Below are 25883 nucleotides of genomic sequence, written 5' to 3' on the forward strand. Positions count from 1 at the left end.
ACCAGCTGAACTACCAGACCTAAAAATCTTAAAAACTTATTTGTTAAAGAACGTATGAGATTTCTCTCTCTTTTGAAGCGGTCTGGACGGGACTCGAACCCGCGACCCCATGCGTGACAGGCATGTATTCTAACCAGCTGAACTACCAGACCTCAACCCTTCTCCTCAGAAGGTGTGCAAATATAGCGTTTGTTTACGTATCTGCAAAGATTTTTTGAAAAAAAACTAATCTACTTGACCGTCTTTCATCTTCTCTGCATTCTCCGCAAACTGCAATGCATCGATAATACCTTGAATATCACCGTCCATAATTGCCGGTAAGTTGTACATCGTCATTCCAATACGGTGCTCCGTTACGCGACCTTGTGGGTAGTTATAGGTACGAATTTTTGCCGAACGGTCTCCAGTAGATACCAAAGTTTTTCTTTTTGCAGCGATGTCGCCGTTCTTTTTGTTCAACTCGAGCTCGTAAAGTTTGTTCCGCAACATCTCCATCGCTAACTCACGGTTGGCTAATTGGGAACGTTCTACCTGACAAACCACAACGATACCACTTGGTTTATGCGTCAACTGCACTTTTGTTTCAACCTTGTTGACGTTCTGTCCACCAGCACCACCTGAACGGGATGTCTGTAATTCGATATCACCCGGATTGATCTCAACATCGACATCTTCAGCTTCAGGAAGAACTGCAACAGATGCTGCAGAAGTATGTACACGACCCTGTGTCTCCGTATCCGGAACGCGTTGTACACGATGTACACCTGATTCGTATTTCAATTGTCCGTAAACATCTTCACCGATGACTTTTAAGATCACCTCCTTATAACCGCCAGAAGTTCCTTCGGTAACGTCCATTACTTCGTTGCGCCAGCCTTTGGTTTCGAAATAACGTGTGTACATGCGGTAAAGGTCGCCAGCGAATAAGGCTGCTTCATCACCACCTGATCCACCACGAATTTCGATAATGGCATTTTTCGCATCTTCAGGATCCTTAGGAATCAACATTAAGCGAATTTCTTCTTCTTTTTCTTCTTTTGCTACGTATAAAAGATCCAATTCCTCTTTAGCCATCTCACGAAGTTCTTGATCCTTCTCGTTCATGATGATGTCCTTATTGGTATCAATATTACTCACCATATTTTTGTAAATATGGTACTGATCCACGATTTTGCCCAAATCTTTGTACTCTTTATTCAATTTGGCAAAACGTTTCATATCTTGCATGGTATCAGGGTTGCTCAATTCAGCTTCCACTTCTTCCCATCTTTCTTTTATCGCTTGTAATTTATCTAACATATATCAAAAATGCTTCTTCTAGGAATGTATGACCTAGATTACTATTGAGTGTACAAAAGTAAGGAAATTTTGTTGCTTTTAAACAACCTAGCCTGCTATTAATGAGAGGAAACTGCTTTTAGTCCCACGATGGAAGCAATCAGCGTGAAAATAAAGAATATGCGCCAAAAATCTGCGGGCTCCTTAAAGAAGATGATTCCCATTAAAACGGTACCTACTGCACCTATTCCGGTCCAAACAGCATAAGCTGTGCCTAAGGGAAGTGTCTGTGTAGCTTTGATCAATAAGCCCATACTTGCAAATAAGAATACGACAAAGGCACCGTACCAGAGCCATTGCGCATTTCCGGTCGCATCTTTGGCTTTACCTAAGCAGGTCGTAAAGCCGATTTCACATAATCCACCCAATATTAAAAATACCCAGTTCATATCTTTTTTGATTTTTTGTTTCGATACAAAGATCCGGCTTTAGGGCGATAATAATTTTTACAAATGTTAAAAATTTGTGTGAATATTTGCGCGAATCCGGCTTAGGGTAACCTGACTGACACCGAGATAGGAGGCGATGTAACCAAGTTTGATCCGTTGAATATATTGAGGGTATTTTTGAAGTAACTCGGCATAGCGCTCTTGGGCAGTATTAAAGAGCTTGGACATGGTTCGTTGCTCGGCCTTGATAAATTCAAGTTCAGCCATCTTTCTTCCCCAGTTGGCAATGGCAATATCACTTTCGTAGAGATCAAAAAGTTGCTTTTGGTCTATCTGATAAACAACACTGTCCTCCAACAGGTCTATATTTTCATAACCTGGGGTATCATGGACATAACTATTCATGGATATGAGCGTTCCACCGGGTGAAACAAAATCCAGGGTAATCTGACGGTTGGCCGTCTCGTAGTAAACGCGGGCTAATCCGGAAGCCAGAAAATAGAGATTTTTTTGAATTTTGTCCTGTTCGATCAGCAGGCTATTTCTTTTCGCTGTGATTTTCTTACTGACCTGCTCCAATTTTACAGCACTTTCAGGCGTTAGAAAGTGGTAACCGTTCAGGCAATCGGATAAAGAAATTAGGATTTGCTCGCCCATTTTTCCAAACGTAAAGTTTCACCATCCCATACTGCATAGGTATGGTAATTGATCCATTCCCCTAAATTTAGAATACGGCTATTGGAGTTGAGTTCAACATCATAGGGAAGATGTCTATGGCCAAAGATATAATAGTCGTGATGTTGGGTTGACTCCAGCTCCTTTGCATAGCCAATCAGCCATTCTTTGTCTTCACCCAAAAACTTTTCGTCCTCATTATTCGAAAGCCTGCTATGTTTGGACCAGCGTGTCGCGATTCCGATTCCAAAATTTGGGTGCAACCGCGCAAATAACCATTGGCAGAGACGGCTCCGAAATACTTTCTTGAGTACCTTGTATTTGTAATCACCCGAACCTAATCCATCGCCGTGGTGAATATAAAAGTGTTTTCCGTTGAGTTTTAATTCCAGCTCATTGTCGATGATCTGAACATTTAATTCCTTTTTGAGGTAGTCAAACATCCACATATCGTGGTTTCCTTTAAATAAAGTAATGGGAATGCCGAGATCCGAAATTTCGGCTAATTTACCCAAAAAGCGGATATAGCCTTTCGGGACAACCGTGGCATATTCAAACCAGAAATCAAAAATATCACCAACAAGATAGAGCTGTGCAGCATCTGTTTTGATCTGGTCCAGCCACTGTGTAATTTGCAGCTCCCTTTCCCGTGAACGTTCCAAGGGGTAAGATCCAAGATGAAAGTCGGAGGCAAAATAAATTTTTGTTCTTGTTGACATGTGGCCAAAACTAAAAAAAATGGCGGCGAATACAAAATTCGCCGCCACAATATAATTTGCTATGATTTCGATAATTCGGTGATGAGCGCCTTTAGATATTCCGTGGCATCGGGATCAATGCGCTTCAAAGACTGCTGAAGTTGATCGGGATAAGCACTTTTTATCGCCATGATTGAACTTGCGATAACCATATAAGATTTGTCATTTACAGCGTTCAGAATTAGACTTTTGTATTTTTTATCTTTTGTCTGTGCGAGCTTTTGAATCGCAGAGGCGCGGATGACAGAGGCTTCGGATTTCTCTGCAAGTGTCAAGATTGTTTTTTCTGTTGATTTGCGAACCGTGGGATTGCTTAAATCGAGCCCTTGAATTGCTGTTGCAGCAAGATCCGCATCGGTATCCGCCAATGCTTTTGTTAAGATTTGCTGGCTGATGGTATTTGTCGGATTTTTTGAGGCGTATGCAATCGCACCGACGCGGTTAGCAAATGAAGGTGCATGCTCATATTGATACAGATAGTCGGCATCTGACTTATCGATTTGAATTTGACCAACGAGTGTTTTTTCGGGATCGACATCAATAAATTCAACAGCAGCAGGTAAAGGAATCATAAATTGGGCATTCCGCTTGTTGAGTTGAAAGGTCTGTCTGATCTTCCCATTTTTCGTATAGATATCGACGGCTAAGGGAAGCTGGAATGTCTGCACGGTTGAATCTTGAATTTGGGCTACATTCAGGATGATACTGTTCTCTCCGTTTCTTGTCGTGATTTTCAAAATTGGATGCCCACCTTGGTAATACCATTGATTGAAGTACGGAGCCCAGTCTTTTCCGGTCACCTCTTCCATCGCTAGACGGAGCTGTTGCGGTTCGCCGGTTTTAAAGGAATTGTCTGTCAAATATTTTTTCAGCGATTGATAGAACGCTTCATCACCCATTTGTTCTTTTAAAGCATAGAGAATCAATGAACCTTTTGCATAGCTGATATTATCAAACATATCTTCTTTATCATGATAATAATAACGGGCTAAAGTCGGACTTTTTCCATTTTTTGTCGATTTGAGATAAGACTGGAGTTTTTCAAATCTAGATTTATCGCCACGATCTTTACCACCATCGTGCTCACGCCAGATAACCTCGCCGAAAGTAGCGAAAGATTCATTCATGGTCAAATTGGACCAAGATTCTGCTGTTACCAAATCGCCAAACCACTGGTGAAACAGTTCATGGGCAATCGTTCCCTCCTGATTATCGTCCAACAATTCGCGTTTTGTCTTTTGTACATGTTCGCCATGTAGGGTTGCACTTGTATTTTCCATGGCGCCTGAGACATAATCGCGACAGACAATCTGTGCATACTTATTCCAAGGGTAAGGAACGCCTAGAGTCTTGCTGTAAAAATCCATCATGGCCGGTGTCTTTCCGAAGATATCTTTGGCATAGGGTGCATATTTCGGTTCAAGGTAGTAGTCAACGGGGATATTGTTGTATTTGTCCTGATAGATTTTAAAATCACCAACGGCCATCATAAATAGATATGGGGCATGTGGTAAATCCATTTTCCAGGTATCTGTACGTGTGCCATCACTATTTTTCTGTTGATTGCTCAATGCACCGTTCGATAAACTGACGTAATTGTCAAGAACGGTCATGGAGATTTCAGCCGTCGTCTTTTGGTTGGGGCGATCAATTGTCGGAAACCAGGCTGATGATGCTTCAGTCTCGCCCTGTGTCCAAATTTGACGAGGTTTGTTGGGTGTGCGTTCATCTGGATTGATAAAATAAAGCCCCTTAGCATCGTTGATTGCTGCACTGCCCCGCGCCTTCAATAAATTGGGCTTTGCGGTATAATCGAGGTATACTGTATATTGCTCCTTTGCAAGGTAATTCCGGTCGAGCTTAATCAGTAGAGAGTGATCATCATAGGTATATTTCAAGGGAATCATTTGTGTGCCATTGACCAAAGATACCTGTTTAATATCCATGCCTTTTGCGTCAAGGCGGAGGGAGTCTGTTGGGTAGAAATAGGGTTGTAAAGTGACCCATTCTTTGCCATTCAGAAATTGGTTTGTATAGTCAAAACGTACATCGAGTTTGGTGTGGACAAGATCGTTGATCTTGGTAGGGGTGGCTCGATATTGCTGATCTATAGGTAATTGTTGTGCTTCGCTTATTCCGATTTGAAGAATGGAAATCGACAAAGAAAGGTATATGACTTTTTTAAACATGGTTATAGTATTTTCAAGATTTAAATAAATCTAAAGAAATTTCGGTTGTGATAAAAATATACGCTGCAGAAATGTGTCTAATGCTACTATGAGCGGCCCATGTTTTGTTTATTTATTCGCTTTGATGTAGGTAGTTTGGATGCTAACGTAAAGGACAAGCGGGAAGTGATGAATCTAGGCTTTTTAGTTATTATTCGAGGAAGAGAAAAAACTGCCTGAGGTAGGTAAGAGGTCGATAAATTTGTTTATATTCAACTCAAATTGAATTTTCAAATGCTAAGTGAATAAAACTTAGATTGGTTGAAACAAGTATAAGGTTTTATGATAAATAAGAATTTTGGTCTTATCCTAATGATGATAGGTATGGCAGGTACAGCGACGACTGGTTATGGACAACAGTTGACATATCCGACGACAAATAAAGGAACCGTCGTGGATGAATTTTGGGGTGAAAAGATAGCCGATCCTTACCGCTGGTTGGAAGATGATCGTTCAGCTGAAACAAAAAGCTGGGTACAGGCAGAAAATAAAGTGACTTTTGACTACTTGAATGCTATTCCATTCCGTACAAAATTAAAAGATCAATTAACCGAAATATGGAATTATGAAAAAATAGGAACCCCGTTTAAGGAAGGCGAGTACACTTATTTTTTTAAGAATAATGGCTTGCAGCAACATGCTGTCCTCTACCGTAAACTAGGGGAGGGAGGAGCAGAAGAAGTTTTCTTGGACCCAAATACGTTCTCGAAAGATGGGTCGACTTCATTGGCCGATGTTTCGTTTTCAAAGGATGGGAGCTTAGTCGCCTATTCTATTTCTGAAGGGGGATCGGACTGGCGGAAAGTCATTGTACTGAATGCCAAAGATAAGGCGCCTGTGGGAGAAACATTAGTAGATGTCAAATTCTCTGGTATTGCTTGGAAAGGAAACGATGGTTTTTATTACTCGAGTTACGATAAGCCAAAGGGATCTGAACTTTCTGAAAAAACAGACCAACATAAATTATACTACCATAAACTTAAAACAGCTCAGTCTACAGATAAATTGGTTTTTGGCGGTGCTGCAACACCGAGACGTTATGTCGGTGCTTCATTAACAGACGATCAACGTTACCTGATTATTTCAGCTGCAAATACGACAACAGGAAATGAACTTTATTATCAGGATCTCCAGCAACCGAATAGCAAGATTGTCTGCCTACAAGATCATTTTGATGCCAATACAGGTGTCGTTGACAATATTGGGGATAGTTTCTTATTGGAAACAAACTACAAGGCTGCCAACAACCGTTTGGTAAGAGTTGATTTGAAGAATCCTGCAAAGGAGAACTGGAAAGATGTTATTCCAGAGACTGAAAATGTGCTTTCGATCAGCACCGGAGGTGGTTATCTTTTTGCAAATTATTTGAAAGATGCGGTTTCAGTGGTGATTCAATATGATTATACCGGTAAAAAGATTCGGCAAATAGAATTGCCAGGTGTAGGCACAGCGAGTGGTTTTTCGGGCAAGAAAAAGGAAAAAGAAATTTATTTTGGTTTTTCAAATTACATTACGCCTTCTTCAAGTTATAAGTTTGACGTGAATTCTGGTCAGTCTGCACTTTATATCAAACCTAAGGTGAAGTTTGATTCCGATCAGTATGAATCGAAACAGGTTTTCTACACATCCAAAGATGGTACTAAGGTTCCGATGATTATTACGTACAAAAAGGGGATTGTCTTGAATGGGAAAAACCCGACGATTGTGTATGGTTATGGCGGCTTTAATATCAGCTTGACACCTGCCTTTAGTACTTCCGTTGCGGTGTGGTTGGCAAATGGCGGTGTTTATGCTGTTCCGAATTTACGTGGGGGCGGCGAATATGGTCAGAAATGGCATGATGGCGGCAGACAGTTCAATAAGTTGAATGTGTTTAATGATTTTATTGCCGCCGCACATTATCTTCAGGAGAATGGTTATACATCACCCGAGTACACCGCTTTATCGGGGGGATCCAATGGTGGTTTGCTCGTGGGCGCAACAATGACAATAGATCCCAAAGTAGCCAAGGTCGCACTTCCTGAGGTTGGTGTTTTGGACATGTTGCGTTATCATACCTTCACAGCCGGTGCAGGTTGGTCCTATGATTATGGTACAGTCAATGATAGCAAAGAAATGTTTGACTATCTGAAAGCATATTCTCCGGTGCACAATGTGAAAACTGGAGTTTGTTACCCAGCGACGATGGTCTTTACGGGAGATCATGATGATCGGGTGGTACCGGCGCACTCCTATAAGTTTGCTTCCGAACTACAGGCAAAACAAGCTTGTGATAATCCTGTATTGATTCGTATTGAGACAAAAGCTGGTCACGGTGCGGGAAGGTCAACAGAAGTCCTGATCAATAGTACAGTTGATAAATATGCTTTTGCCCTTTGGAATATGGGTATTAAAGAATTAAAATAAGCGGACAGCAGTCAAAGACTCAACATATTGTCTGTCTTGTTCTCCATAAAAAAGCCGCGATCAATAATTTGATTGCGGCTTTTTTTATTCATTGACTATTCGAATATCTTCTTATTGCCAGGTCTTTTCACCCTTTTTCATTTTTTGTAATGTTGCTACATATTCTTCTTTTTGAGTAGCATCGGTAATGAGTGAGATCGCTTTTTCTTGCGTTTTAATTGCTTTTTCTTTTTCTCCAAGGCGATATAATATGTTTGCAAAAGTGTCTAAATACATGGGTGCATCTTTTTCTTTTTCGTTGGATAATTTGCTCCATTCAGCTGCTGCTTTTAGGCACGCTGGGTCATTGCAGTTTTCAAAAATGGACCACGCCATGTTGTTTAGTTCTGCAGCGGTAATGGTTGAACCATATTTTGCAATGTATTTATTGAAGCTATCTCTTAAACCAGGGTAATTTTTGGTATAACCATAATAACGTGGTTGCATTTCGAGACTTGCTTTCTCTGTATTCACAGTCGGATATTTTTGCGCCAATTCTTTTTCTATGCTCGTAAAATCAACTGTTTCCTTTGCACGAATTTTGGTGTTTACTGCATTACTAACCAACAGTTGGGAGAGGAAGTCATTTGCTTTCACTTTTTCACTAACGGCATCAAATTTAGCAGGATTGTCTTTGATTAAATTAAAAGCCTTAGAATCGACAACATTCGCCGCTGAAAGTAATAAACTAACATTCTCCTTTGTAAAGATTTGATCCGTAGACAAGGACGCCAGTACGACTCCTTCCGCTTTTGCTTGTGTCTCTTGATCATAAGCTTCTTTGGCAGCTATAGCCATACTTTTGGCGATGTTTACATTTGTTGGGTCGGCATTGAATTTTGCCAATAGTGTTTCATATTGTGTATTTGGATCAAGTGATTTTTGTGCTTTCGCTATAAAATCGTCCGCTTCACCACCACCTACGATACGATGCACAAGGGTACCTTTTGAGTCAAAGATCAGAAAAGTTGGGTAGGCTCTAACTTTATATTCTTTGGCAAAACGATCGGCCTCTTCGTACCATGATTTTACATCTTCATTGTCATTCTTAGTTTTATCCATCTGAATTTTTGCATTGACAAATTTAGCATTGAAAAAATCGCCTACTTTGGCTTGTGGGAAGATGGTACTGGACATATATTTACAGGGGCCACACCAGGTTGTAAAACAGTCTACAAAAATGAATTTGTTTTCTTTAGCCGCTTTTTCTTTAATCTGACTCCAATTGAGCCCATGCTCAAATTTGACCCCTTCGCTCTGCGCAAATAGGAGGGTTGGAATTAGAAATAGCATTAAAATCAATTTTTTCATAATGTTGGTATTTTGGATTTTTAATTTAATCGTTCGTATTGGTCGGGATAGGTTTAGTTTTCCCAAGTTTTTATTCCTTTCATCATTTTGTCCAGTGTTTCTTGATAGATAGGACGATCGTCCTCACTGGCCATTTCGATCGCTTTGTTTTGCCACTTTATGGCTTTTTCTTTTTCTCCTTTCTTATAGAGCAGATTTGCATAGGTATCCAAAAATGCACTGCTTGGATCCTCAAGGATGGATTTCTTGCTCCAGCTTAACGCGGATTCAATACATGCAGTATCACTGCTATTATTAAAAATAGTCCAGGCAAAGGTATTTAATTGGTGTGGGGTAAAATCTTCTGACGAAAGGTAATCATTGATGGTATTCTTCATGGCGACGTAATTCTTCACCTGAAGGTAATAGTGTGCTTTTATTTTCTTGAACATCGGGATGAAATCGATGTCTGGATATTTTGCAGCGAGTTCATTCTGATAACTATCCCAGTTGGGTTCATGTTTGGCATCAATCTTAATCTGAAATAATTCGTTGACGACAACATTAGCCAGGGTGCGGTTGGCAATACCTGGTGACTCTAATAGAATATCGATTTTCTCTTTATTGTTGCGAATAAGATTAAAAGCTTTTGAATTGGTGAATTTGGCAGCTGCCAATAAAATATGGACATTTTCTTTTTTGAATAACTCATCCGTACCCAATGAATTCGCTAAGGTATTTTCTGCCTTTCGTGCAGTATTTTCATCGTAAGCGATATTTGCTGCTTTCAGCATCTGCTTGGCCGTATAAATATCTTGGGGTCTTTTCTCGAATTTTTTTAACAGCGTGTAATACTGTGTTTCGGGATTTAGTCCATCCATCACATGCCCAACAAATTCGGGAGCATCATTTGCACCGACAATCCGGTGTACCGCCTGCCCATCGGAATTAAAGATAAGAAATGTGGGAAAGGATTGAATATTGTATTCATTGGAAATAGCACGCGCATCAGCATACCACTTTTTGACATTGGCATTGTCGGACTCTGTCGAATCCATTTGCACTTTTACACTAATGAAGTTCTGATTGATTGGCTGCCCCACCTGCTCTAGGGGAAAGATCTCATTGCTCATATATTGGCATGGGCCACACCAGGTTGCAAATAGCTCTACGAAGATAAACTTGTTCTCAGCTTGTGCCCGTTCCTTTATCTGCTTCCAACTCAACCCTTCTACAAATTTCACTCCCTTAGTCTGGGCTTGAGCCAAATTCCCGAATAAAATTGTAAGGCATAACGCGATTATACTTCTCATACTCACTCAACAAAAGATTCATAATTATGTTTAAGTTATTAAATTAATCTGAAAACAAAAACACCTCTGAAGTATTAATTTCAGAGGTGCTTTCGTGGACTGATAAATCGCTTATTTGATATTTATCTTCGATTTTAAATCTTTTGTTAGACCGTCTTTATGTAACATCAAAGAAGTTGTTTTATATCGTACAAATTCTTTTGATGCATATAAATAACCATGGTAGTCATTTGTTGTACCCCAAGAGTTTTTAACGATGTAATACTCTTTTCCGTTTTGATCTTTTACAAGACCTACGATATGCATACCGTGGTCATCTGTAGTCTGCCAGTTGTCGAAAGCTTTTTGTCTTTCTTCCGGTGTTACTTTTAACTCTGGTTTAGGACCAACAAACATTGTTGACTTTTCTTGATCTGTCATTTCCTCGAAAGGTTTTTCTGGTACATAAGCTACACCGTTTTTCCAAGAGAAACCTTTTTCTGATACGTCAGTAGCCCAAGCTACCGTATAACCTTTTTGTAAAGCGTTGTCAATAATGTCCGTTAAATCGTTCATCTTAACATTATAGAAACGGTCGAATGACCAGTTGTCTGGAATCAACAATACGAATTGGCTGTAGTATGGATGGTCAGTTACCGAAGCAATACCCACGTAATCATCCGGATTGATACCGATTACCTGGTCTGCAAAGGTGCGCGGTGTATAGGATTTACCGTTATAGTCAAATTTCTCAGGTACTTCCCCAAGATAAGAATCCATCGCAGCGGTATAGGCTTTTTCCCAGTTTGGCGTTAACGTTTTACCCTTTACTACTGCTCCTAACATCGCATCCAACATATTGGTCATTTCACCAAAGTTGTTACGTGTAGTACCGTAGTGAAGACCTGTGTAAGCCGATTGCGGCATTGTACCATATTTACGGAAAGAGTTCAACACATCATGGAATTGACCACCTTCACCCAATGACAATCCGCCATGAAGGCGTACATACGTGCGTGCTTTATCTAAATACGTGTTGCGCGCGGTATAGATTTGTGAGATCTCCACTGGTTTTTTACCCATACGGATCATTTCTGACTCCAGGAAAGAGTTACCTGAATAAGACCAACAAGTACCAGATGAACCTTGGTTTTTGATGGATGTGTTACCAAGATTGATAACTTCAGTAAATGTAAATCCAGATTTGCTATTGTCATTTTGATTTGCTTTTAGCGCATTGATCAAATTGTCTTGTGCTTGTACTTGGAATGAAGCTGCGAAAAGTGAAGCAGCTAGTACAATCGTTTTATTCCAATTCATTGTTAGTATTTTGTTAATTTAGTGTGGTGCTAAATTAAATAAATAAAATTTAGTAAGGTAAATTCCTCTGTAAAATAATTGTTCTTAAAAATCTGCTGTTTTTCTGCAATCTTTTGCTGGAGAATAGGATATGCATAAAGCATAATATCACATAAAAATGGTCAGAAATTTCTTTCTGACCATGGTGTTCTGTATCGTTTGTAATTTCGCGCGGATTACCGGAGTTTCTCGCCGAATAATGACCGTCGGTACGCTTTCAATAGTCGTTTAATCAGTCGGTTCAGCTTTTTTCGGAAAAAGCAGCGAAGCAATGATACTCAATGCAAGTATGCCGACAATAACGATCAACGAATGTGTTGTTGTAAAACCTACTTCGGCCAACCAATGATGCAGCAGCATTTTTAAACCAATGAAGACCAGCAAAAATGCTAAACCTACTTTGAGGTATTGGAATTTGTGGATGATATTGACCAAAAGGAAGAACATCGACCGCAATCCAAGTATTGCAAAAATATTGGAGAAAAATACAACATAGGGATCTTTGGTAACCGAGAAAATTGCAGGGATAGAATCCACAGCAAAAATCAAATCCGTAAATTCTATGACCAGCAGTACAAGAAATAGCGGTGTCATATATTTCACGCCGTTCTCTACATGGAAGAAGTGTCCACCATCTAATTTGGGGGTTACCTTAAAGTATCGGGAAGCAAATTTAACGACCGGGTGATTCTGTGGATCCACTTCTTCGTCCTGGTTACGGTTGATAAACATTTTGACCCCTGTAAAGACCAAGAAAGCGCCAAAAACATAGAGGATCCAGCCGAATTTAGCAATAAGGGTTGCACCAAGGAAAATAAACAAGAAACGCATAATGATTGCGCCCAAAATTCCCCACACCAAAACTTTATGGTAATAGCGCTCCGGAATGCCAAAAGAAGTAAATAATAATACCATCACAAAGATATTATCTACGGATAGGGCATATTCCACAACGTAACCGGTGATATATTCCAGACCAAGGTTTTTGTTGTAGAGCTCGAGACTCGCCGCTAAATCACCGGGAATGATTTTAATATCGTGGTGGTGTTTGGTAATGATTTCTTGAAGGTGGTCCAAGTCATGGATATTATGCAATTCAAATCCATAGTGACGGAGAAGCCAATAGAAACCCAAGGAGAATAAGACCCAGATGGCGCTCATGACGCTAGCCATCTTTAGGCTAACAGGTTTGTCGCCTTTGGAGAATAAGCCTAGATCTATTGCTAGCATAAGTGCAATAAAGATGAGGAATCCGCCAAAAAACATTAATTCGTGACTCATTTTATTTTTTTCTTTCTGTTGTATATTTTACCAGTTGCTCCAACCCCGATTTGTATTCACTGTCGGGAAAGTCTTCCAAGATCCGGAAAGCATCTTGTTGGTATTCCAGCATCTTATTTGTAGCGTATTCGAGCCCACCACTCTGGCGGACAAAGTCGATGACTTCAGCCACTTTGTGTGTGTCTTCATTATGGTTTTTAATCAAATTAATGATCCTTCGCTTTTCACTTGAAGTCACTTGATTCAAGGCATAGATTAACGGTAAGGTCATTTTCTTCTCTTTGATGTCATTGCCGAGTGGTTTGCCAACGTCATCTAAACCAAAGTCGAATAAATCGTCCTTGATTTGAAATGCAATTCCGATCTTTTCACCAAATTGATGGAGCTTATCGATTGTCTCCTGATCTGCATTCGAAGAAGCCGATCCACAGGCACAGCAAGAGGCAATCAGCGAAGCTGTCTTCTTTCGAATGACCTCAAAATAAATAGACTCTTCGATATCCAGTTTACGGGCCTTTTCGATTTGAAGCAATTCACCTTCGCTCATCTGATCAACAGCTTCCGATACAATTTTTAGTAAGTGATAATCCTGATGTTTTACAGAAAGGAGCAGGCCCCTTGACAGCAGAAAATCACCCACCAAAACAGCAATTTTATTTTTCCACAAAGCATTGATGGAAAAAAAACCTCTGCGTTCGTAGGAGTTGTCTACCACATCATCATGTACGAGTGATGCGGTATGCAGCAATTCTACGAGAGCAGCTCCTCTGTAGGTGGATTCATTGATTCCGTTGCATATCCCAGCAGAAAAGAACACAAACATGGGCCGCATTTGTTTGCCTTTACGTTTGATCAGGTATTGTGTAATGCGATCCAACAAGGGGACGGAGCTTTTCATTGAAGCTTTGAATTTTTTTTCAAAAGCCTCAAGTTCATGGGCAATAGGACGTTGGATCTCTCTTAATTTTGACATGAATTGGGGTGAAATACCAAAATAGTTAAAGCTTAAAGATAGTGATTTTGTTACAACTCTTCGACTGCTTTCTCAAGATTTTTGTACCATTCCTCACCATAGGTTCGGATGAGAGGATCCTTTAAAAATTTAAATACAGGGACCTGTAATTCTTTACCAAATGAGCATGCATCTTTACAGATATGCCAACGGTCATAGTGAAGTACGTCGAATTCGGGGTAATGTGTTGTCCTGATAGGATAGAGGTGACACGAAACGGGTTTTCGCCAATGCACCTCGCCAAGTTCGTAAGCTTTTTCGATAGCGCATTTTGTAATGCCATTTTCCCAGGTCACATAGGCACATTCTTTATTCCCATCAACACAAGTGGTCGTTAGATCGCCATCAATATCGACAACATACTTCCCTTGCTCTTCAATCGCTTCAATACCTTTCTCGGTCATATAGGGCTTTACTTTGGGATAAATCTCCTCCAATATAGCCTTTTCACTCTCCAATAAAGGTGCGCCTGAATCGCCTTCAATACAACAAATTCCTTTACATTTTGATAAATTACACACAAAGTCATTGTTGATTAGATCTTCGTGCACCAATACATTTCCTACTTCAATCATTCTAATTATTTTGAGTAGCTTGCTTTCTGTCCCAATTTGTATTTCAATCCACTGGCTTCGAGTAATTCCAGTGTTACCGAACCGATTAGAATATCTACATTGGCTTTGACCGGAATACGGTTGCCATCATTGGTTACCCACAGATAAAGCTTGCTATTTTTTTTAAAGATACGTCCTGGTTTAATCTCAGGACTGAATTTGAGACATTCTAAAGTGCCTAATTCCGTTTTTATTTTTTCTATTCCAATATATTGTATGCCTAAGGTGGCAATCTCATCATTCAAAAAATAAGTCAGCTTAAAAGATTCTCCTGGTTTAACAGTCGACAGATCTAGATTTCGGGCGAAATAATAGGAAGAAAGCAAGTCGAAAGTCTGATCTACCTTCGAATTGAAAGTCCCTTTGTTGCCTACAACACTATTTGTCTCCTGGTTGAAGCGCACCTTATCGTTCCGTCTATATCCTCCTTCACGAATGTTTTCCGTATAGTAATACGGTAAAAATGTCTTGCTATTGATATACGAGTTGTATTCATTTCTCACCGTATATATGGCAAAGGCGCCAGCTGTTTTGCCGGCAGCGTATAGATGAAAGGAAGGGTTTCCGGCTCCATCCTTGGTATCCTCAACGGTTAATGTCCCTGTTGCGGCTGAAATAAAGCCATAACGGAGTTTATATTTTAATTTCTCGCCACCTTTAAATGCCGATTCTTTTAAATGCGGTAAATCTTGAGCGAAAGCAGTACTTACGATAACGGATAAGTAAAGGAGCAAAGTCGATATAAGTTTCATGTACGTAAGTTTACGAAATTTGTTTGAAAAAGAAATGTTAATTTCATTCAAATAAATTTAACTTTTGGAGTTAATGAGACCTTCATGGACGATGACTTATACTTATGTTAAGCTGAGTTATTTAGGCTGTGTCCGCTTAAATACGGGGACCGTAGAACAGGGTTCACCATACATAATACTCTTTGCTACCTTACTCAATTTTACCGTAAACTGCACAAAGGTAGACTCCGGAATAAAAATATCACCACAACCTTTCACAACCACACGTTGATCTCGAAATTGTTCCATGTCAATCTGTTCGATTGCCGCAGCATACTGCATACGCAACAACTCCTCTGAATCCCCAAAAATAACTGTCTTCGCATAGGGTTCCAATTTGTTGGCTAATAACATATAAGCCCAGGTCGGAACAATAGCATCGGCAGTACACGTAATTGCGACATGTTTACTTTCGTATTGCGACCAGTCGTGTGTCTTAATGAATTCTCGGAAATCCTTTTCTTTAAGAATCAAGCCATGGAAGAGATTATCCTTAATATCATAGACTACATTGTCTGCTTTAGGATGGTAGTTGGCCAGGTCAACTGTGACTAACCCACTTTGCGCAACTTTGTTGACAATATCTGTTTGAATATCCATATTTACATCAAAAAAAAAGCCGGACGATAATTCGTCCGGCTACAAATTTACTTAAAAATCTTTTAAAAGAATTTCACTCTATTGTCAATGATTTCAGCTTTGTCTTGTAAAGCGCGGAAAATAGATCCCCAAGCGCGTTGTGCTTTAGCTGCAAGCATTTGTTTCTTTTGTCCGTTGATATCCGAAATCGCGGCAGGATTGGTAAAACCATTTACTTGTACAACATATACACCGGTATTGCCTTCAATCGCTTTGGAAGGTTTGTTTGGCTGTAGCCCAAAAACAGTACCAACCACTTTGTTTTCTAATGCAACACCAGGAATAACTGGGTTTGCGAAGACAACATTTTCAACGTGAATAGCTGCTTTACCAACTTTTTGTGCTACTTGATCAATAGAAGATGTACCTGCTAAAGCCTTGTCAAATTTATCTTTCAAGATTCTAGCTTTAACCATATTTCTTACTGCAGGTTCGATATCTTTCTTAACAGCATCCAAGGAAAGAGTTCCTTTAGGCTGTATGTCGACCAAGTTTGCTAAGATATAAGAGGTTTCAGTTTCGAAAACTTTATCTGAAATATCGCCTTTTTTAGCTTCGAAAGCCCATTTGATTAAATCACGTGGAGCTTCGGCGCCATCTAATACATTGTCCATCGCTGTTACGCGTGAGGCTGTTTTTGCTTCCAGACCAAGTTTTTTCGCTTCTTGAGCAAAGTTCTGTGCTGTAGCTGCAGATAAGAATGCTGTTGCTTTGCTATGTGCATTGTTCAACGTTTCTTTTCCGCTGTTGATCACTTTGTCAATGATAGCAACTTTTGCATATTTTGAACTTCCTGATTGTTTTTCAATTTTAATGACATGGACACCATATTGTGATTTTACAACTTTGATATCGCCTGTTTTACTTTCGAAGATGGCTGTCTCAAGATCTGGAGCCATACGGCCTCTTGTTAAAGTACCCAGCTCGCCACCGTTGGTTTTGCTCTCTGGATCTTTGCTGAATTGAACCGCCAATGCCGCAAAATTGTCTCCTTTTTGAATCAATCCTTTGATCGAATCTGCTTTCGCCAATGCTTTATCCATTCCACCTTCGGCAGCAGGATCCAATAGTATGTGTGATGCTTTCACAGAGTCAGGGCTTACGATCGTCGAAACAACTTTTGCAATTTCATACGCATTGTTGTTTAAGAAAGGTCCCACAGTTGTTCCGGCCGCAACATTGAAGACAACGGAATCCAATGAAGGACTCAACTGTCCTTTTTTCACATAAGTAAACGGAAATTTGTTGTCTGAATTGATCGAAGCAAATAAAGAGTCATCTTTAGCAACGATTAAATCTTGTTTCAATTTATTGATCGTCTCTTTTACGGCCAATGAATCTTTTGCAAGAGGTTTTGCATCCACCATTACGTATTGGATCGCACGTGTTTCCTCTTGTGTTTTGAACATACTTTTATGCTCATTATAATATTCTTGGTAATCTGCATCAGTCAATTTGGCATCAGCATCCTTAACAGAAGCGTAATCCAAAAGAATGTATTTGAAGTCTGCTAGTTTATTACGCTCTTGGTATTCTTCGTTTGCTTCCAAAGAAGTAACATATACGCTATTAGAAAGCAATTCGCCATATTTGCTGCTTAAACGCTCATCTCTAACGCCTTTCAGTAGTTCCTCCCATTGTTCAGCCACTTGTTGGTTACCTGATGTGTTCATTTGGGTGATAAAAGCACGCAGTTGACTCGGGTCAAATTGTCCTGTTTGTGGGTTGGTAAACGCTTGAACGATTTGAGGTGAAGGGTTGTTACCTTGCACTAAATCATTTAATTCGTCTTTACCGACAGTCAAACCGATTTTTTCAATTTCCTTTTTCAAGATTTCTCTTGATAAAAATTGATTCCATACTTGTTGAACAGCGTAGGTCCGCATTTGAGGGGTCACTGCACCGCCCATTTGTTGTTTGAACATTTCCTCTGTTTGTTCAACTTGCTTACTGAACTCAGGATATTCAATTTCAGTTCCGTTGACTTCCCCTACACGATTTTGATGTCTCGCCCAAAAAGGAGCTCCCCCTCGAACGACATCGCCTAGTAAAAATGCTAAAATTGCGATAGCCATAGCTGCGGTCAAGATGACACCAGCTTTGTTACGCAAAAAGCCCATTAATCCCATAGTCTGCTTATTGTGTTTATATTGTGTAAATACTTGTATTTCGTTAATTTATGCATAGCATAGCAAAATGCGGTGCAAGATACAATTTTTATAAAAAAAAACGGAATATTTTCCTGAATGTAACAAAACAAATTTGAAAACTATTTGTATAAAGTGGAGTTTTTTGTGCTCTTTTAGTTCAAATGATTCGTTTTGAACAACTTAATCGTATAAATAAACTGCCTGGAGGTATTGTCTCGGATCTATACCTGCTGTTAAGCTAAACCTGAATCTGGTTTATGGCCTGCAAATAGTTATTTACCTAAGGAAGGGAAAAGACTGTTGTTGGTGATCACCGTATAACCAGTTGCATTGGCTATATTGACGTGTTTAAAATCCTTGTCCGAAGTAAATGATGAACCTTGTAAGTTACCGCGATTATCCCGAAAGAATGCCGTAATGGGAACATGATTATAAAAGGTCATGTTGCTGTTGCTATCGGCTTTACTTTCGTCATAGATGATCTCTTCTGTTTTGATGACAGAACCGTCAGCCATAGTAACCACCACATTTTTGGTAAATACGGTGGTCTTTTCTTTTTCCCGCCGAATAGCATGGTCGGAAGTAATTCGCTGAGTTTCCTTTAAATTGTCGTCGTAAAAGATGATTTTTATGCTTTTTGGAAATTCGTATACTTCGGTGCTATCGTGTTTGATACGCATTTCAGGGGCTGTGAGATTCGCTTTTACCCGTGTGGAATCGCTATAAATAATATCGACATGACGCGAAATGTCGACCGCCTCTTCCTTTTTCATATTGGCAATGCGGTCTACCTCTTTTAGATCCGGTTCGCAAGAGGTCAATGAGAGCGCCCCTAGTAAAAATAAGAATACTAGGGGCGATATATTTTGGAATATGGATGAAGCAAATGTCTTGCGTACCATCGTATTAATTAATCTAAAGGCGGTTTTCTAAACCAGCGGTCATTGAGGGTAAAGCCGATATTAAAGTTAATATAGCGTTCACGTAGGAGACTGTTGCTGATTTTGCCCATTTGGCCAAATTCTGCAGAGAAGTTTATTTTAGAGAAAGCTCCTGAAAATTGATTTCTTGCCAACGGCAGTCCCACACCTACAGTAACCGCCATATCGTTGATATTCTGGTCGCTTAAGAAATATTGTGTTTTATTATACCTGAAACCAACTCTATAGTCTACTTGGTTCAGATATTTAAGCGAAGTAACATCTGGTGTAATCTGACCACCAATCGCTACGCCATAATTCTTCCGTAGTTCGTTTTCACCCGCTCTGGTCTGAAATCTTGACCAATCGGCATATTTAAAATCGGCCCCGATTAACCATCGGTTGTTACGTGCAAGGGTAATACCTACATTATGTCGCAACGGAAGCGTCAAATGCCTGCTGCTACGGTCCGAAACATAGGTGCTATCCAACGGGATATTTTGGTTGTCTGGATCCGTTGAAGGTGTAACCCGTGTATTAAAAATTGTTGCTCTTTCTTTGATATCATTATTGAGCGACCCTGAATAACCAACGATCAACGAGTATTCTCTATTTAAAGGTTGTTCGTATTGCAGACCATAATCAAAGATAATCCCTTGGATTTCGCGCTTATTTTGTTGTTGTGTATTTAATGCTCCGGATGAAGGCAAAAACTCTACACGGCTATAATCATTTAGGGTTCCAAATAGATAAGACATATTGGCACCAATACTCAGACCTTTTACAATGCGTACCCCCCAACCTGCATAGGCTTTAGTTAAACCACCTTCGCCGGTGAAAACTTTTGTATAGGGATCAGAATTGACTGTTCCCGTTGAAGATGTCCGATAGCCTATATCTGAATAGGGAAGGATACCCAAGCTGATACCACCAAATCGTTTCATTGGGAATGTCATGGTGATGTGGCTAAAGGCAAAGTCAGCGGTATTATCCGATCTTGTTGTCGAATTTAACTGCGTGTAGTTCCCGTATAAACCAGCATCAAAGGTCGTAAACTGTGTAGCAGAATAAGATGCAGGGTTGCTTGGGTTGGTATTATACACGCCATTGATTCTCCGGACAGCGGTATTGACACCTCCCATCCCTCTATATTGTGGCAATAAATCTTCACGCATCTGACCAAGTCCAAATTGAGAATAAGGTGATGCGGATGTCGTTTTTTGTGCAAATGCGGTAGTAGAACTAGCTAAAATTCCACCTGCTAACAACAGTTGGAGTGATTTATTTCTTAGAGAGCTTGTAAAGCGTTTCTGCATGGTCAATCTATAAAATTGAGAAACTAATGTTTATTTAGTTTTAGTGAAATTTTCGAGTTATCTGACTCTTATATTAAATGTTCTTTGCTTTTAATCGCATACAAAACTATTCAATTTTTGCGAGCTTGTTAAGCCGATTTTGTTAAAAAAGGTTAAACACTTATTGTACAGTCGTTTAGAAAAACTGAAAGTAGATTATGGTCAGTGTTATGATGGCATATACAACTTCAAAAAACCATTTCTTTTTGGCATAAGTGAAATAATAAGCCATATAAATAGCGATGGAGGGGGCACAAAGTAAAAAATGGGCCTCCGTTAGTTTTTTATTCCAGTAAAAAGAAACTATCGCAAGGCATAACATAAAAAACAACAGTTGAAATGACTTGCGAATATGCACGACACTTTTGAAAAAATTGTCTTTCAATACCAAGAGGAAGAGTATTAACGTAAAGATTACTGGGACGAGTACCAGATAATCGACTAACTGAATGCGAATAGCAGTAGGGAATTTGTAGGTAAACGGTAGCCAAATGGTATAAAACTGCTCCATTTTACCCATCCAAAGGTAGATAACCGCTAAGATGAAATAGACCGTTGCTAGGCCAAGTAAAGGTGTGATCCACTCGCGCCAGTTGAATGGCCTAAAAATGAGTAGGCCTATCCATAGTAAGGCGAACATACTCAGAAAAGGGAAGTAGATCAGACTTCCTATACCTACAATCATACCGAGATCAAACATTTCGGCTTTAACATCTGTCTGCCGATAGAGGGAGAGCAATTTGCTTAACATCCATATCGAAATGAAATTACAGATCAGTGTGGGTGAAAGTACCAAAAATGGTAAAAACAGGCTGGCCAGTGTCATGTACATCAAAGCAACCAAGAAACTGGGTTTACCCAGCAGGTTAAAATGGCTTGTGATGCGATTGAGTATCGTTGCCTGAGAAATCGTCAGGATCAGTGTGATAAAAACATTGGTCGAAGGAGAGAGGTTGATTAAGTTATTTTCTCCCAAAAGATTCCCCAAGGCAGGCTCAAAGATTACAGAATCAAGTTTGTCCGGAAGGTGAAGAAATATGCCTAAACATAAAACAAAACCCACGATGGATAGAAATAAAATATTGATGGGTGAATAATTTCTAAACTGACTTATAATCATCGTATGCAATCAATAAAATGCTATTTATTCTTTTTTTCCAATTTGCTGATACGGCGATCGAGCAAGAAAAGGAAGAAAGCCAAACCTAGAAAAATGACCAACATGACCAATACAACAACGTAGATCTTACCTTCGCTACGTAATCCAGTCGCCATCTCGACATCATCCTGTGCAAATGTGCTCAAAGTTGATAAGAGTAGTAAGGCGATTGACAATGTTATTTTTTTCATTTGTTTAAAATATTATTCGTGTCGTTTTCATTGTTATGTATGATTCGATACACGCTATTTGATTTATGTAATATTCTGTTTTTTACTGATTGGGTTTTACCGGATTTCTTTATTTTAGAAATAAAGTACGGTATTAGCCGTTCAATATTATGCGTTCAAGTCTTTCTTTTCGAGCAGGCGTACTCTATAGCGAAGTGAACAAATCCAAGCTGCAATCATTGGCCAGCCGATCATCGCGGCATAAAATGTAGGGCGTAGCTCGCTGCTCATTTTTAAATCGCCAAAGGCTGCGTTTCCTCCACTTCCAGGGTGAAGAGAGTCTGTCATCTTTGGCAGAATATAAAGTAACACGATGATAATCGGAAATGCAAAGATATTGTACACAGCCGATATTTTGGCTCTTTTTTGTTCTTCTTCCAGCGCATTGCGGAGCACCAAATAGGCTAGATACATCAGTGTTGCTATGGCAGAGCCATTAAGCTTCGGGTCGTTTGGCCAAGGTTCTCCCCAGGTGATGTTTGCCCAAAGCATACCTGTTGCAAGTCCAAGAAAACAAAATGTTATTCCGGTATTAACGGCTTCAATGGCCATTAAATCATACTCCTGTTTGCCCGTATTGAGGTATTTGATACTATAAATAACAGAAACCAGGTACATAACGAACATAGCCGACCACATTGGGACATGAAAATAAACGTTGCGTATGCTTTCGTGAAGGATGAATAGGCGGGGAACAGGTCCCAAAAGACCATTGATAATGACCGCACAGATAATCATTACCGCTAATATTTTCCACCATTTTTTTCTCATGGATAAATTGAATTTAGTTTGTTCTCAATTCTGACACTTAATCTCGCCAAAGGTACGGAAATAACAATAAAGAAATAGTGATGGTGATTACATTAATTGCAAGTAATACGATTATTTCTTTGCTGCTGGAAGCCCTTTCCAGGCCTTCTATTGCATTGCGGGATAGCTTGATTAATACGATTAACAGTGGGATGATGGCAGGGAAACTCAAGATGGCCATTAAGGTGCTGTTGTTGCCTGCTTTGGAGCTGATCCCGGAGATCATGGTAAAGACTGTGGCGAAACTGATGCTGCCTAAGATGACCGAAATGAAGTAAAGTGTTGGATCACCGACAGGGTTTCTGAATATCGTCGAATAGACAAAATATGCAATGATCGCCAGCAGGGTCATCATCATCATATTGTAAATGACTTTCGCTAAAATGATCGCTCTGGGATCAACCAGTGAATAGTAGTAAAGTTGCCGGTTTGGGTTTTCTTGGACGAAGCTTTTGTTGATTGCATTGATCGAAGCGAAGAGCATAATGATCCAAAATAATGCATTCCATGTAGCCGTATCAACTGATTTGAACGCTTGATAGCAGACGAAAACAGTTGATACGACATATAGTAGAATTCCGTTAATAGCATATTTTGAACGCCATTCCAGAATGATGTCTTTAAGAATTAAAGTTTTTACCTGTTGCAGCAAAGTCATATGCAGCAAAGATACAAATGTATTTTGACCACGGGAGTGACCAAAACCATCAATTCTTAAAAAAGCTGTTTTTTTACTTATGCGTTAGAAATTTTGGATTTTGCAGCATCAGTTGTATTGTCGATTTTGCTTGCCAAATTTTGAGCGGCATTGTTAGCGTGGTCCAAAGCTTCTCTGCCGGCTTCTTTTGCTTTGTTTTTCAGTGCATCTGCATCATCCGATGCTTTGCTGAAAGCTGCTTGTGCTTTTGATTTCAAATTGTCTAATTCAGCCGAAGCTCTGTTCGCTAGTTTTTGTGCCTTTTTAGCTTCTTTTTTTGAAAGATCTTTCAATGACTTAGTTAAGCTTTTAATGCCGTCATTTGCACGATCTAATTGTTTTTTCCCATCATCAGTTCCTAAAAGATACCATGCAGCAGCTCCCGCAGCTAATCCTACCAAAGCAAATGCCACTAATCCATTTTTGCTATTTTTCATAATTCTTCTATTTTGTTATATATTCAAATGATAATCAAGTATGATACCAAATGAACAATCCCAGGGTGAATTTGTTTAAAAAGAATCAATAATTAACAAAATTTTACATATCAATTTTCTGCTGCTTTGATTGCAGATTATAGAGGTGCTGATAAAGACCGCTTTCTTTTTGGAGCAGTTCAAAGTGCGTACCGCTCTCAGACACGATTCCATTTTCGATAACGATAATTTTATCGGCATCAATAATGGTCGATAGTCGGTGTGCAATAATGATCGAGGTGCGTCCACGCATTAATTCTTCCAACGCCTCCTGCACTTGTCTTTCTGATTCTGAGTCTAGGGAAGAAGTGGCTTCGTCCAAGATAAGGATTGCAGGATCTTTTAATAGTGCACGCGCAATGGCGATTCGTTGGCGCTGACCACCAGAGAGTTTAACGCCACGTTCACCAACTAAGGTGTCATAGCTTTCGGGGAAATTTAATATAAATTGATGTGCGTTGGCACGTTTTGCAGCCGCTATTATTTCATCTTCCGTGGCATCGAGCTTACCATAGGCTATATTTTCACGTATTGTTCCGCCAAACAGCAAAACATCTTGCGGCACGATAGCGACCTGGTTGCGGATATCGCAAAGTTCAAAATCGGATGCCGGGTTGTCATCGTAATATACTTCCCCTTTATTGGCTGTGTAGAATTGAAGAATCAATGAAGCTATTGTTGATTTTCCGGTTCCACTCGGTCCAACGATGGCTATTTTATCGCCAGCATTGGCTGTAAAGTTGATGTCTTTCAGAATTTCAATATTGGGGCGGCTTGGATAGGCAAAGGAAACATGATTGAAGCTTAGTTTTCCGGTCATGGTCTTGTGCACTTCCTTGCAAGTTGGTTTTACATTGAGGTGTTCTTGGGGCTCATCTAAAATTTCCAAGATCCGCTCACTTGCACCCAAAGAGCGTTGGATATTGGCATAGAGCTCGGGGAAACTGCCCATGGAGCCTGCAACAAACATCGAATACAAGATATAAGTAGTCAGGTCGCCTACAGTCATTTCATGGATAGAAACCAATGCTGCGCCGTACCAGATGACAGCAATCACCGCACCGAAAATACAGAAAATAATAAAAGAGGCAAATGCACCACGGAAAGTAGCTCCTTTGACTGCCAACTTTACCACTGAATCCATTTGATTGCTGTAGCGATTAAACTCGAAGTACTCATTCACAAAGGCTTTTACGTTGCTTATCCCCAATAATGTTTCTTGAACGATACTATTTGACTCGGCCATTTTATCCTGTGCCTGTCTGGACAATTCGCGGATGAATTTTCCGAAAATAATGGCCGCTACAACGATAATCGGTAAAATACAAAGGTTCATGAGGGCAAGTTTGGGCGATACCCAAACCAAAAGGAACACACCGAAACAAAGACTAATCAACTGTCTTAAGATTTCAGCCAGAGTTGTTGTTAACGTATCCTGGATCTGTGAAAGGTCTGCAGACAGGCGGCTGTTTAATTCCCCAACACGACGATTGGCGAAAAATTCAATTGGCAAAGAAATCAGCTTAAGATAAGTATCCTTGCGTAACGCGGATAGCGTACGTTCAGCAATCTCAACAAAAATTCGGATACGAAAAAAAGAAACGACTGACAGAAAAGACAGAATAATAAAGGCAATTCCACCAATATAATAAACATGTGGTGCAAGCCATGGATAAGTTTGCTTGCCTTGCGCGGCATCAATCATGGCACCAAGCAAAGCCGGAAAGGCGAGCATGGCCAAACTGGATAATACCAAGAAAAACATGCCGATCCCAAATTTAAAACGATAAGGTTTTAAATAGGTCATCAATTTAGATGCTCTCAATAGGAGCTCTTTATTCAATTTTGGTTTTGGTAGATCTTCTTCTTGTTTGTTACCGCTGTTGAATCCTCTTGCCATATCCGCTACTTCAAATTTTGTTGCGAGGACAAATGTAAAGAGATTAAAAATATTTTGCTATCATACTTTAGTCAA

The 25883-nt window shown here is 39.8% G+C and carries 23 protein-coding genes and 1 tRNA gene; 1 reads left to right on the top strand and 23 read right to left on the bottom strand.

Annotated features, from left to right (window positions below):
• Positions 1-78 precede the first annotated feature (78 nt).
• The 6 genes from B3600_RS04525 to B3600_RS04550 form a co-directional block, all read right to left on the bottom strand.
• A tRNA-Asp gene (locus B3600_RS04525) sits at positions 79-152 on the bottom strand.
• Positions 153-225: 73 nt separating this feature from the next.
• Complete coding sequence (gene prfA / locus B3600_RS04530) at positions 226-1299, bottom strand: peptide chain release factor 1 (protein WP_070563288.1); 1074 nt, start codon at positions 1297-1299, stop codon at positions 226-228.
• Between the two features lie 98 nt (positions 1300-1397).
• A complete protein-coding gene (locus B3600_RS04535) occupies positions 1398-1727 on the bottom strand; it encodes a DMT family transporter (protein ID WP_070563291.1) in 330 nt (109 codons plus the stop codon).
• A gap of 66 nt (positions 1728-1793) precedes the next feature.
• Entirely contained in the window at positions 1794-2384 is a 591-nt protein-coding gene (locus B3600_RS04540; RefSeq protein ID WP_083295835.1) for a Crp/Fnr family transcriptional regulator, read from the bottom strand.
• Positions 2366-3121 carry a UDP-2,3-diacylglucosamine diphosphatase gene (locus B3600_RS04545; RefSeq protein ID WP_286752238.1) on the bottom strand — a complete coding sequence of 252 codons (756 nt, stop codon included), beginning with the start codon at positions 3119-3121 and terminating at the stop codon, positions 2366-2368. The genes B3600_RS04540 and B3600_RS04545 overlap by 19 nt, the downstream gene beginning before the upstream one ends.
• A gap of 59 nt (positions 3122-3180) precedes the next feature.
• On the bottom strand, positions 3181-5349 hold the full coding sequence (locus B3600_RS04550; protein ID WP_286752239.1) for a M1 family aminopeptidase: 2169 nt from the start codon (positions 5347-5349) through the stop codon (positions 3181-3183).
• Between the two features lie 321 nt (positions 5350-5670).
• Between B3600_RS04550 and B3600_RS04555 the strand changes: the two genes are divergently transcribed.
• Positions 5671-7794, top strand: a complete 2124-nt coding sequence (locus B3600_RS04555; RefSeq protein ID WP_286752240.1) for a prolyl oligopeptidase family serine peptidase — start codon at positions 5671-5673, stop codon at positions 7792-7794.
• A 111-nt stretch (positions 7795-7905) separates the two neighbouring features.
• Here B3600_RS04555 and B3600_RS04560 read toward each other — a convergent pair whose 3' ends face one another.
• The 17 genes from B3600_RS04560 to B3600_RS04640 form a co-directional block, all read right to left on the bottom strand.
• The gene (locus B3600_RS04560) at positions 7906-9144 is read right to left on the bottom strand and encodes a thioredoxin family protein (protein ID WP_286752241.1); all 1239 of its coding nucleotides are present in this window, start codon (positions 9142-9144) and stop codon (positions 7906-7908) included.
• A 53-nt stretch (positions 9145-9197) separates the two neighbouring features.
• A complete protein-coding gene (locus B3600_RS04565; protein ID WP_286752242.1) occupies positions 9198-10436 on the bottom strand; it encodes a thioredoxin family protein in 1239 nt (412 codons plus the stop codon).
• A gap of 111 nt (positions 10437-10547) precedes the next feature.
• Entirely contained in the window at positions 10548-11735 is a 1188-nt protein-coding gene (locus B3600_RS04570; RefSeq protein WP_286752243.1) for an aminopeptidase C, read from the bottom strand.
• A gap of 267 nt (positions 11736-12002) precedes the next feature.
• Positions 12003-13055, bottom strand: coding sequence for a TerC family protein (locus B3600_RS04575; protein ID WP_286752244.1), 1053 nt, complete (start codon positions 13053-13055; stop codon positions 12003-12005).
• A gap of 1 nt (position 13056) precedes the next feature.
• Positions 13057-14028 (bottom strand): polyprenyl synthetase family protein, encoded by a 972-nt coding sequence (locus B3600_RS04580; protein ID WP_070563314.1) that lies wholly within the window; start codon positions 14026-14028, stop codon positions 13057-13059.
• Positions 14029-14078: 50 nt separating this feature from the next.
• Complete coding sequence (locus B3600_RS04585; protein WP_070563316.1) at positions 14079-14642, bottom strand: DUF3109 family protein; 564 nt, start codon at positions 14640-14642, stop codon at positions 14079-14081.
• Between the two features lie 5 nt (positions 14643-14647).
• Positions 14648-15433, bottom strand: coding sequence for a DUF3108 domain-containing protein (locus B3600_RS04590; protein WP_070563318.1), 786 nt, complete (start codon positions 15431-15433; stop codon positions 14648-14650).
• Between the two features lie 117 nt (positions 15434-15550).
• On the bottom strand, positions 15551-16072 hold the full coding sequence (locus B3600_RS04595; RefSeq protein ID WP_286752245.1) for a DUF2480 family protein: 522 nt from the start codon (positions 16070-16072) through the stop codon (positions 15551-15553).
• A gap of 62 nt (positions 16073-16134) precedes the next feature.
• On the bottom strand, positions 16135-18240 hold the full coding sequence (locus B3600_RS04600; RefSeq protein WP_070563322.1) for a peptidylprolyl isomerase: 2106 nt from the start codon (positions 18238-18240) through the stop codon (positions 16135-16137).
• A 293-nt stretch (positions 18241-18533) separates the two neighbouring features.
• Positions 18534-19163, bottom strand: coding sequence for an LPS export ABC transporter periplasmic protein LptC (lptC, locus tag B3600_RS04605; protein ID WP_286752246.1), 630 nt, complete (start codon positions 19161-19163; stop codon positions 18534-18536).
• Between the two features lie 8 nt (positions 19164-19171).
• The gene (locus B3600_RS04610) at positions 19172-20497 is read right to left on the bottom strand and encodes a membrane protein (protein WP_046672330.1); all 1326 of its coding nucleotides are present in this window, start codon (positions 20495-20497) and stop codon (positions 19172-19174) included.
• A gap of 175 nt (positions 20498-20672) precedes the next feature.
• Complete coding sequence (locus B3600_RS04615; protein ID WP_070563329.1) at positions 20673-21656, bottom strand: DUF6427 family protein; 984 nt, start codon at positions 21654-21656, stop codon at positions 20673-20675.
• A gap of 20 nt (positions 21657-21676) precedes the next feature.
• Positions 21677-21886, bottom strand: coding sequence for a CcmD family protein (locus B3600_RS04620; protein ID WP_046672332.1), 210 nt, complete (start codon positions 21884-21886; stop codon positions 21677-21679).
• A 147-nt stretch (positions 21887-22033) separates the two neighbouring features.
• On the bottom strand, positions 22034-22696 hold the full coding sequence (gene ccsA, locus B3600_RS04625) for a cytochrome c biogenesis protein (RefSeq protein WP_046672333.1): 663 nt from the start codon (positions 22694-22696) through the stop codon (positions 22034-22036).
• Between the two features lie 37 nt (positions 22697-22733).
• Positions 22734-23393, bottom strand: a complete 660-nt coding sequence (locus B3600_RS04630) for a heme exporter protein CcmB (RefSeq protein ID WP_046672334.1) — start codon at positions 23391-23393, stop codon at positions 22734-22736.
• A gap of 77 nt (positions 23394-23470) precedes the next feature.
• Positions 23471-23869, bottom strand: a complete 399-nt coding sequence (locus B3600_RS04635) for a hypothetical protein (RefSeq protein ID WP_070563336.1) — start codon at positions 23867-23869, stop codon at positions 23471-23473.
• A gap of 103 nt (positions 23870-23972) precedes the next feature.
• Positions 23973-25808, bottom strand: a complete 1836-nt coding sequence (locus tag B3600_RS04640) for an ABC transporter ATP-binding protein (RefSeq protein ID WP_286752247.1) — start codon at positions 25806-25808, stop codon at positions 23973-23975.
• Positions 25809-25883 lie beyond the last annotated feature (75 nt).

The sequence above is a fragment of the Sphingobacterium sp. UBA2480 genome (genome assembly GCF_002341965.1).
Lineage (GTDB): Bacteria > Bacteroidota > Bacteroidia > Sphingobacteriales > Sphingobacteriaceae > Sphingobacterium > Sphingobacterium multivorum.

Bases quoted from the DNA above. Each gene is read 5' to 3' on its own strand.
- prfA (WP_070563288.1), bottom strand. From the start codon at position 1,299: ATGTTAGATAAATTACAAGCGATAAAAGAAAGATGGGAAGAAGTGGAA.
- B3600_RS04535 (WP_070563291.1), bottom strand. From the start codon at position 1,727: ATGAACTGGGTATTTTTAATATTGGGTGGATTATGTGAAATCGGCTTT.
- B3600_RS04540 (WP_083295835.1), bottom strand. From the start codon at position 2,384: ATGGGCGAGCAAATCCTAATTTCTTTATCCGATTGCCTGAACGGTTAC.
- B3600_RS04545 (WP_286752238.1), bottom strand. From the start codon at position 3,121: ATGTCAACAAGAACAAAAATTTATTTTGCCTCCGACTTTCATCTTGGA.
- B3600_RS04550 (WP_286752239.1), bottom strand. From the start codon at position 5,349: ATGTTTAAAAAAGTCATATACCTTTCTTTGTCGATTTCCATTCTTCAA.
- B3600_RS04555 (WP_286752240.1), top strand. From the start codon at position 5,671: ATGATAAATAAGAATTTTGGTCTTATCCTAATGATGATAGGTATGGCA.
- B3600_RS04560 (WP_286752241.1), bottom strand. From the start codon at position 9,144: ATGAAAAAATTGATTTTAATGCTATTTCTAATTCCAACCCTCCTATTT.
- B3600_RS04565 (WP_286752242.1), bottom strand. From the start codon at position 10,436: ATGAGAAGTATAATCGCGTTATGCCTTACAATTTTATTCGGGAATTTG.
- B3600_RS04570 (WP_286752243.1), bottom strand. From the start codon at position 11,735: ATGAATTGGAATAAAACGATTGTACTAGCTGCTTCACTTTTCGCAGCT.
- B3600_RS04575 (WP_286752244.1), bottom strand. From the start codon at position 13,055: ATGAGTCACGAATTAATGTTTTTTGGCGGATTCCTCATCTTTATTGCA.
- B3600_RS04580 (WP_070563314.1), bottom strand. From the start codon at position 14,028: ATGTCAAAATTAAGAGAGATCCAACGTCCTATTGCCCATGAACTTGAG.
- B3600_RS04585 (WP_070563316.1), bottom strand. From the start codon at position 14,642: ATGATTGAAGTAGGAAATGTATTGGTGCACGAAGATCTAATCAACAAT.
- B3600_RS04590 (WP_070563318.1), bottom strand. From the start codon at position 15,433: ATGAAACTTATATCGACTTTGCTCCTTTACTTATCCGTTATCGTAAGT.
- B3600_RS04595 (WP_286752245.1), bottom strand. From the start codon at position 16,072: ATGGATATTCAAACAGATATTGTCAACAAAGTTGCGCAAAGTGGGTTA.
- B3600_RS04600 (WP_070563322.1), bottom strand. From the start codon at position 18,240: ATGGGATTAATGGGCTTTTTGCGTAACAAAGCTGGTGTCATCTTGACC.
- lptC (WP_286752246.1), bottom strand. From the start codon at position 19,163: ATGGTACGCAAGACATTTGCTTCATCCATATTCCAAAATATATCGCCC.
- B3600_RS04610 (WP_046672330.1), bottom strand. From the start codon at position 20,497: ATGCAGAAACGCTTTACAAGCTCTCTAAGAAATAAATCACTCCAACTG.
- B3600_RS04615 (WP_070563329.1), bottom strand. From the start codon at position 21,656: ATGATTATAAGTCAGTTTAGAAATTATTCACCCATCAATATTTTATTT.
- B3600_RS04620 (WP_046672332.1), bottom strand. From the start codon at position 21,886: ATGAAAAAAATAACATTGTCAATCGCCTTACTACTCTTATCAACTTTG.
- ccsA (WP_046672333.1), bottom strand. From the start codon at position 22,696: ATGAGAAAAAAATGGTGGAAAATATTAGCGGTAATGATTATCTGTGCG.
- B3600_RS04630 (WP_046672334.1), bottom strand. From the start codon at position 23,393: ATGACTTTGCTGCAACAGGTAAAAACTTTAATTCTTAAAGACATCATT.
- B3600_RS04635 (WP_070563336.1), bottom strand. From the start codon at position 23,869: ATGAAAAATAGCAAAAATGGATTAGTGGCATTTGCTTTGGTAGGATTA.
- B3600_RS04640 (WP_286752247.1), bottom strand. From the start codon at position 25,808: ATGGCAAGAGGATTCAACAGCGGTAACAAACAAGAAGAAGATCTACCA.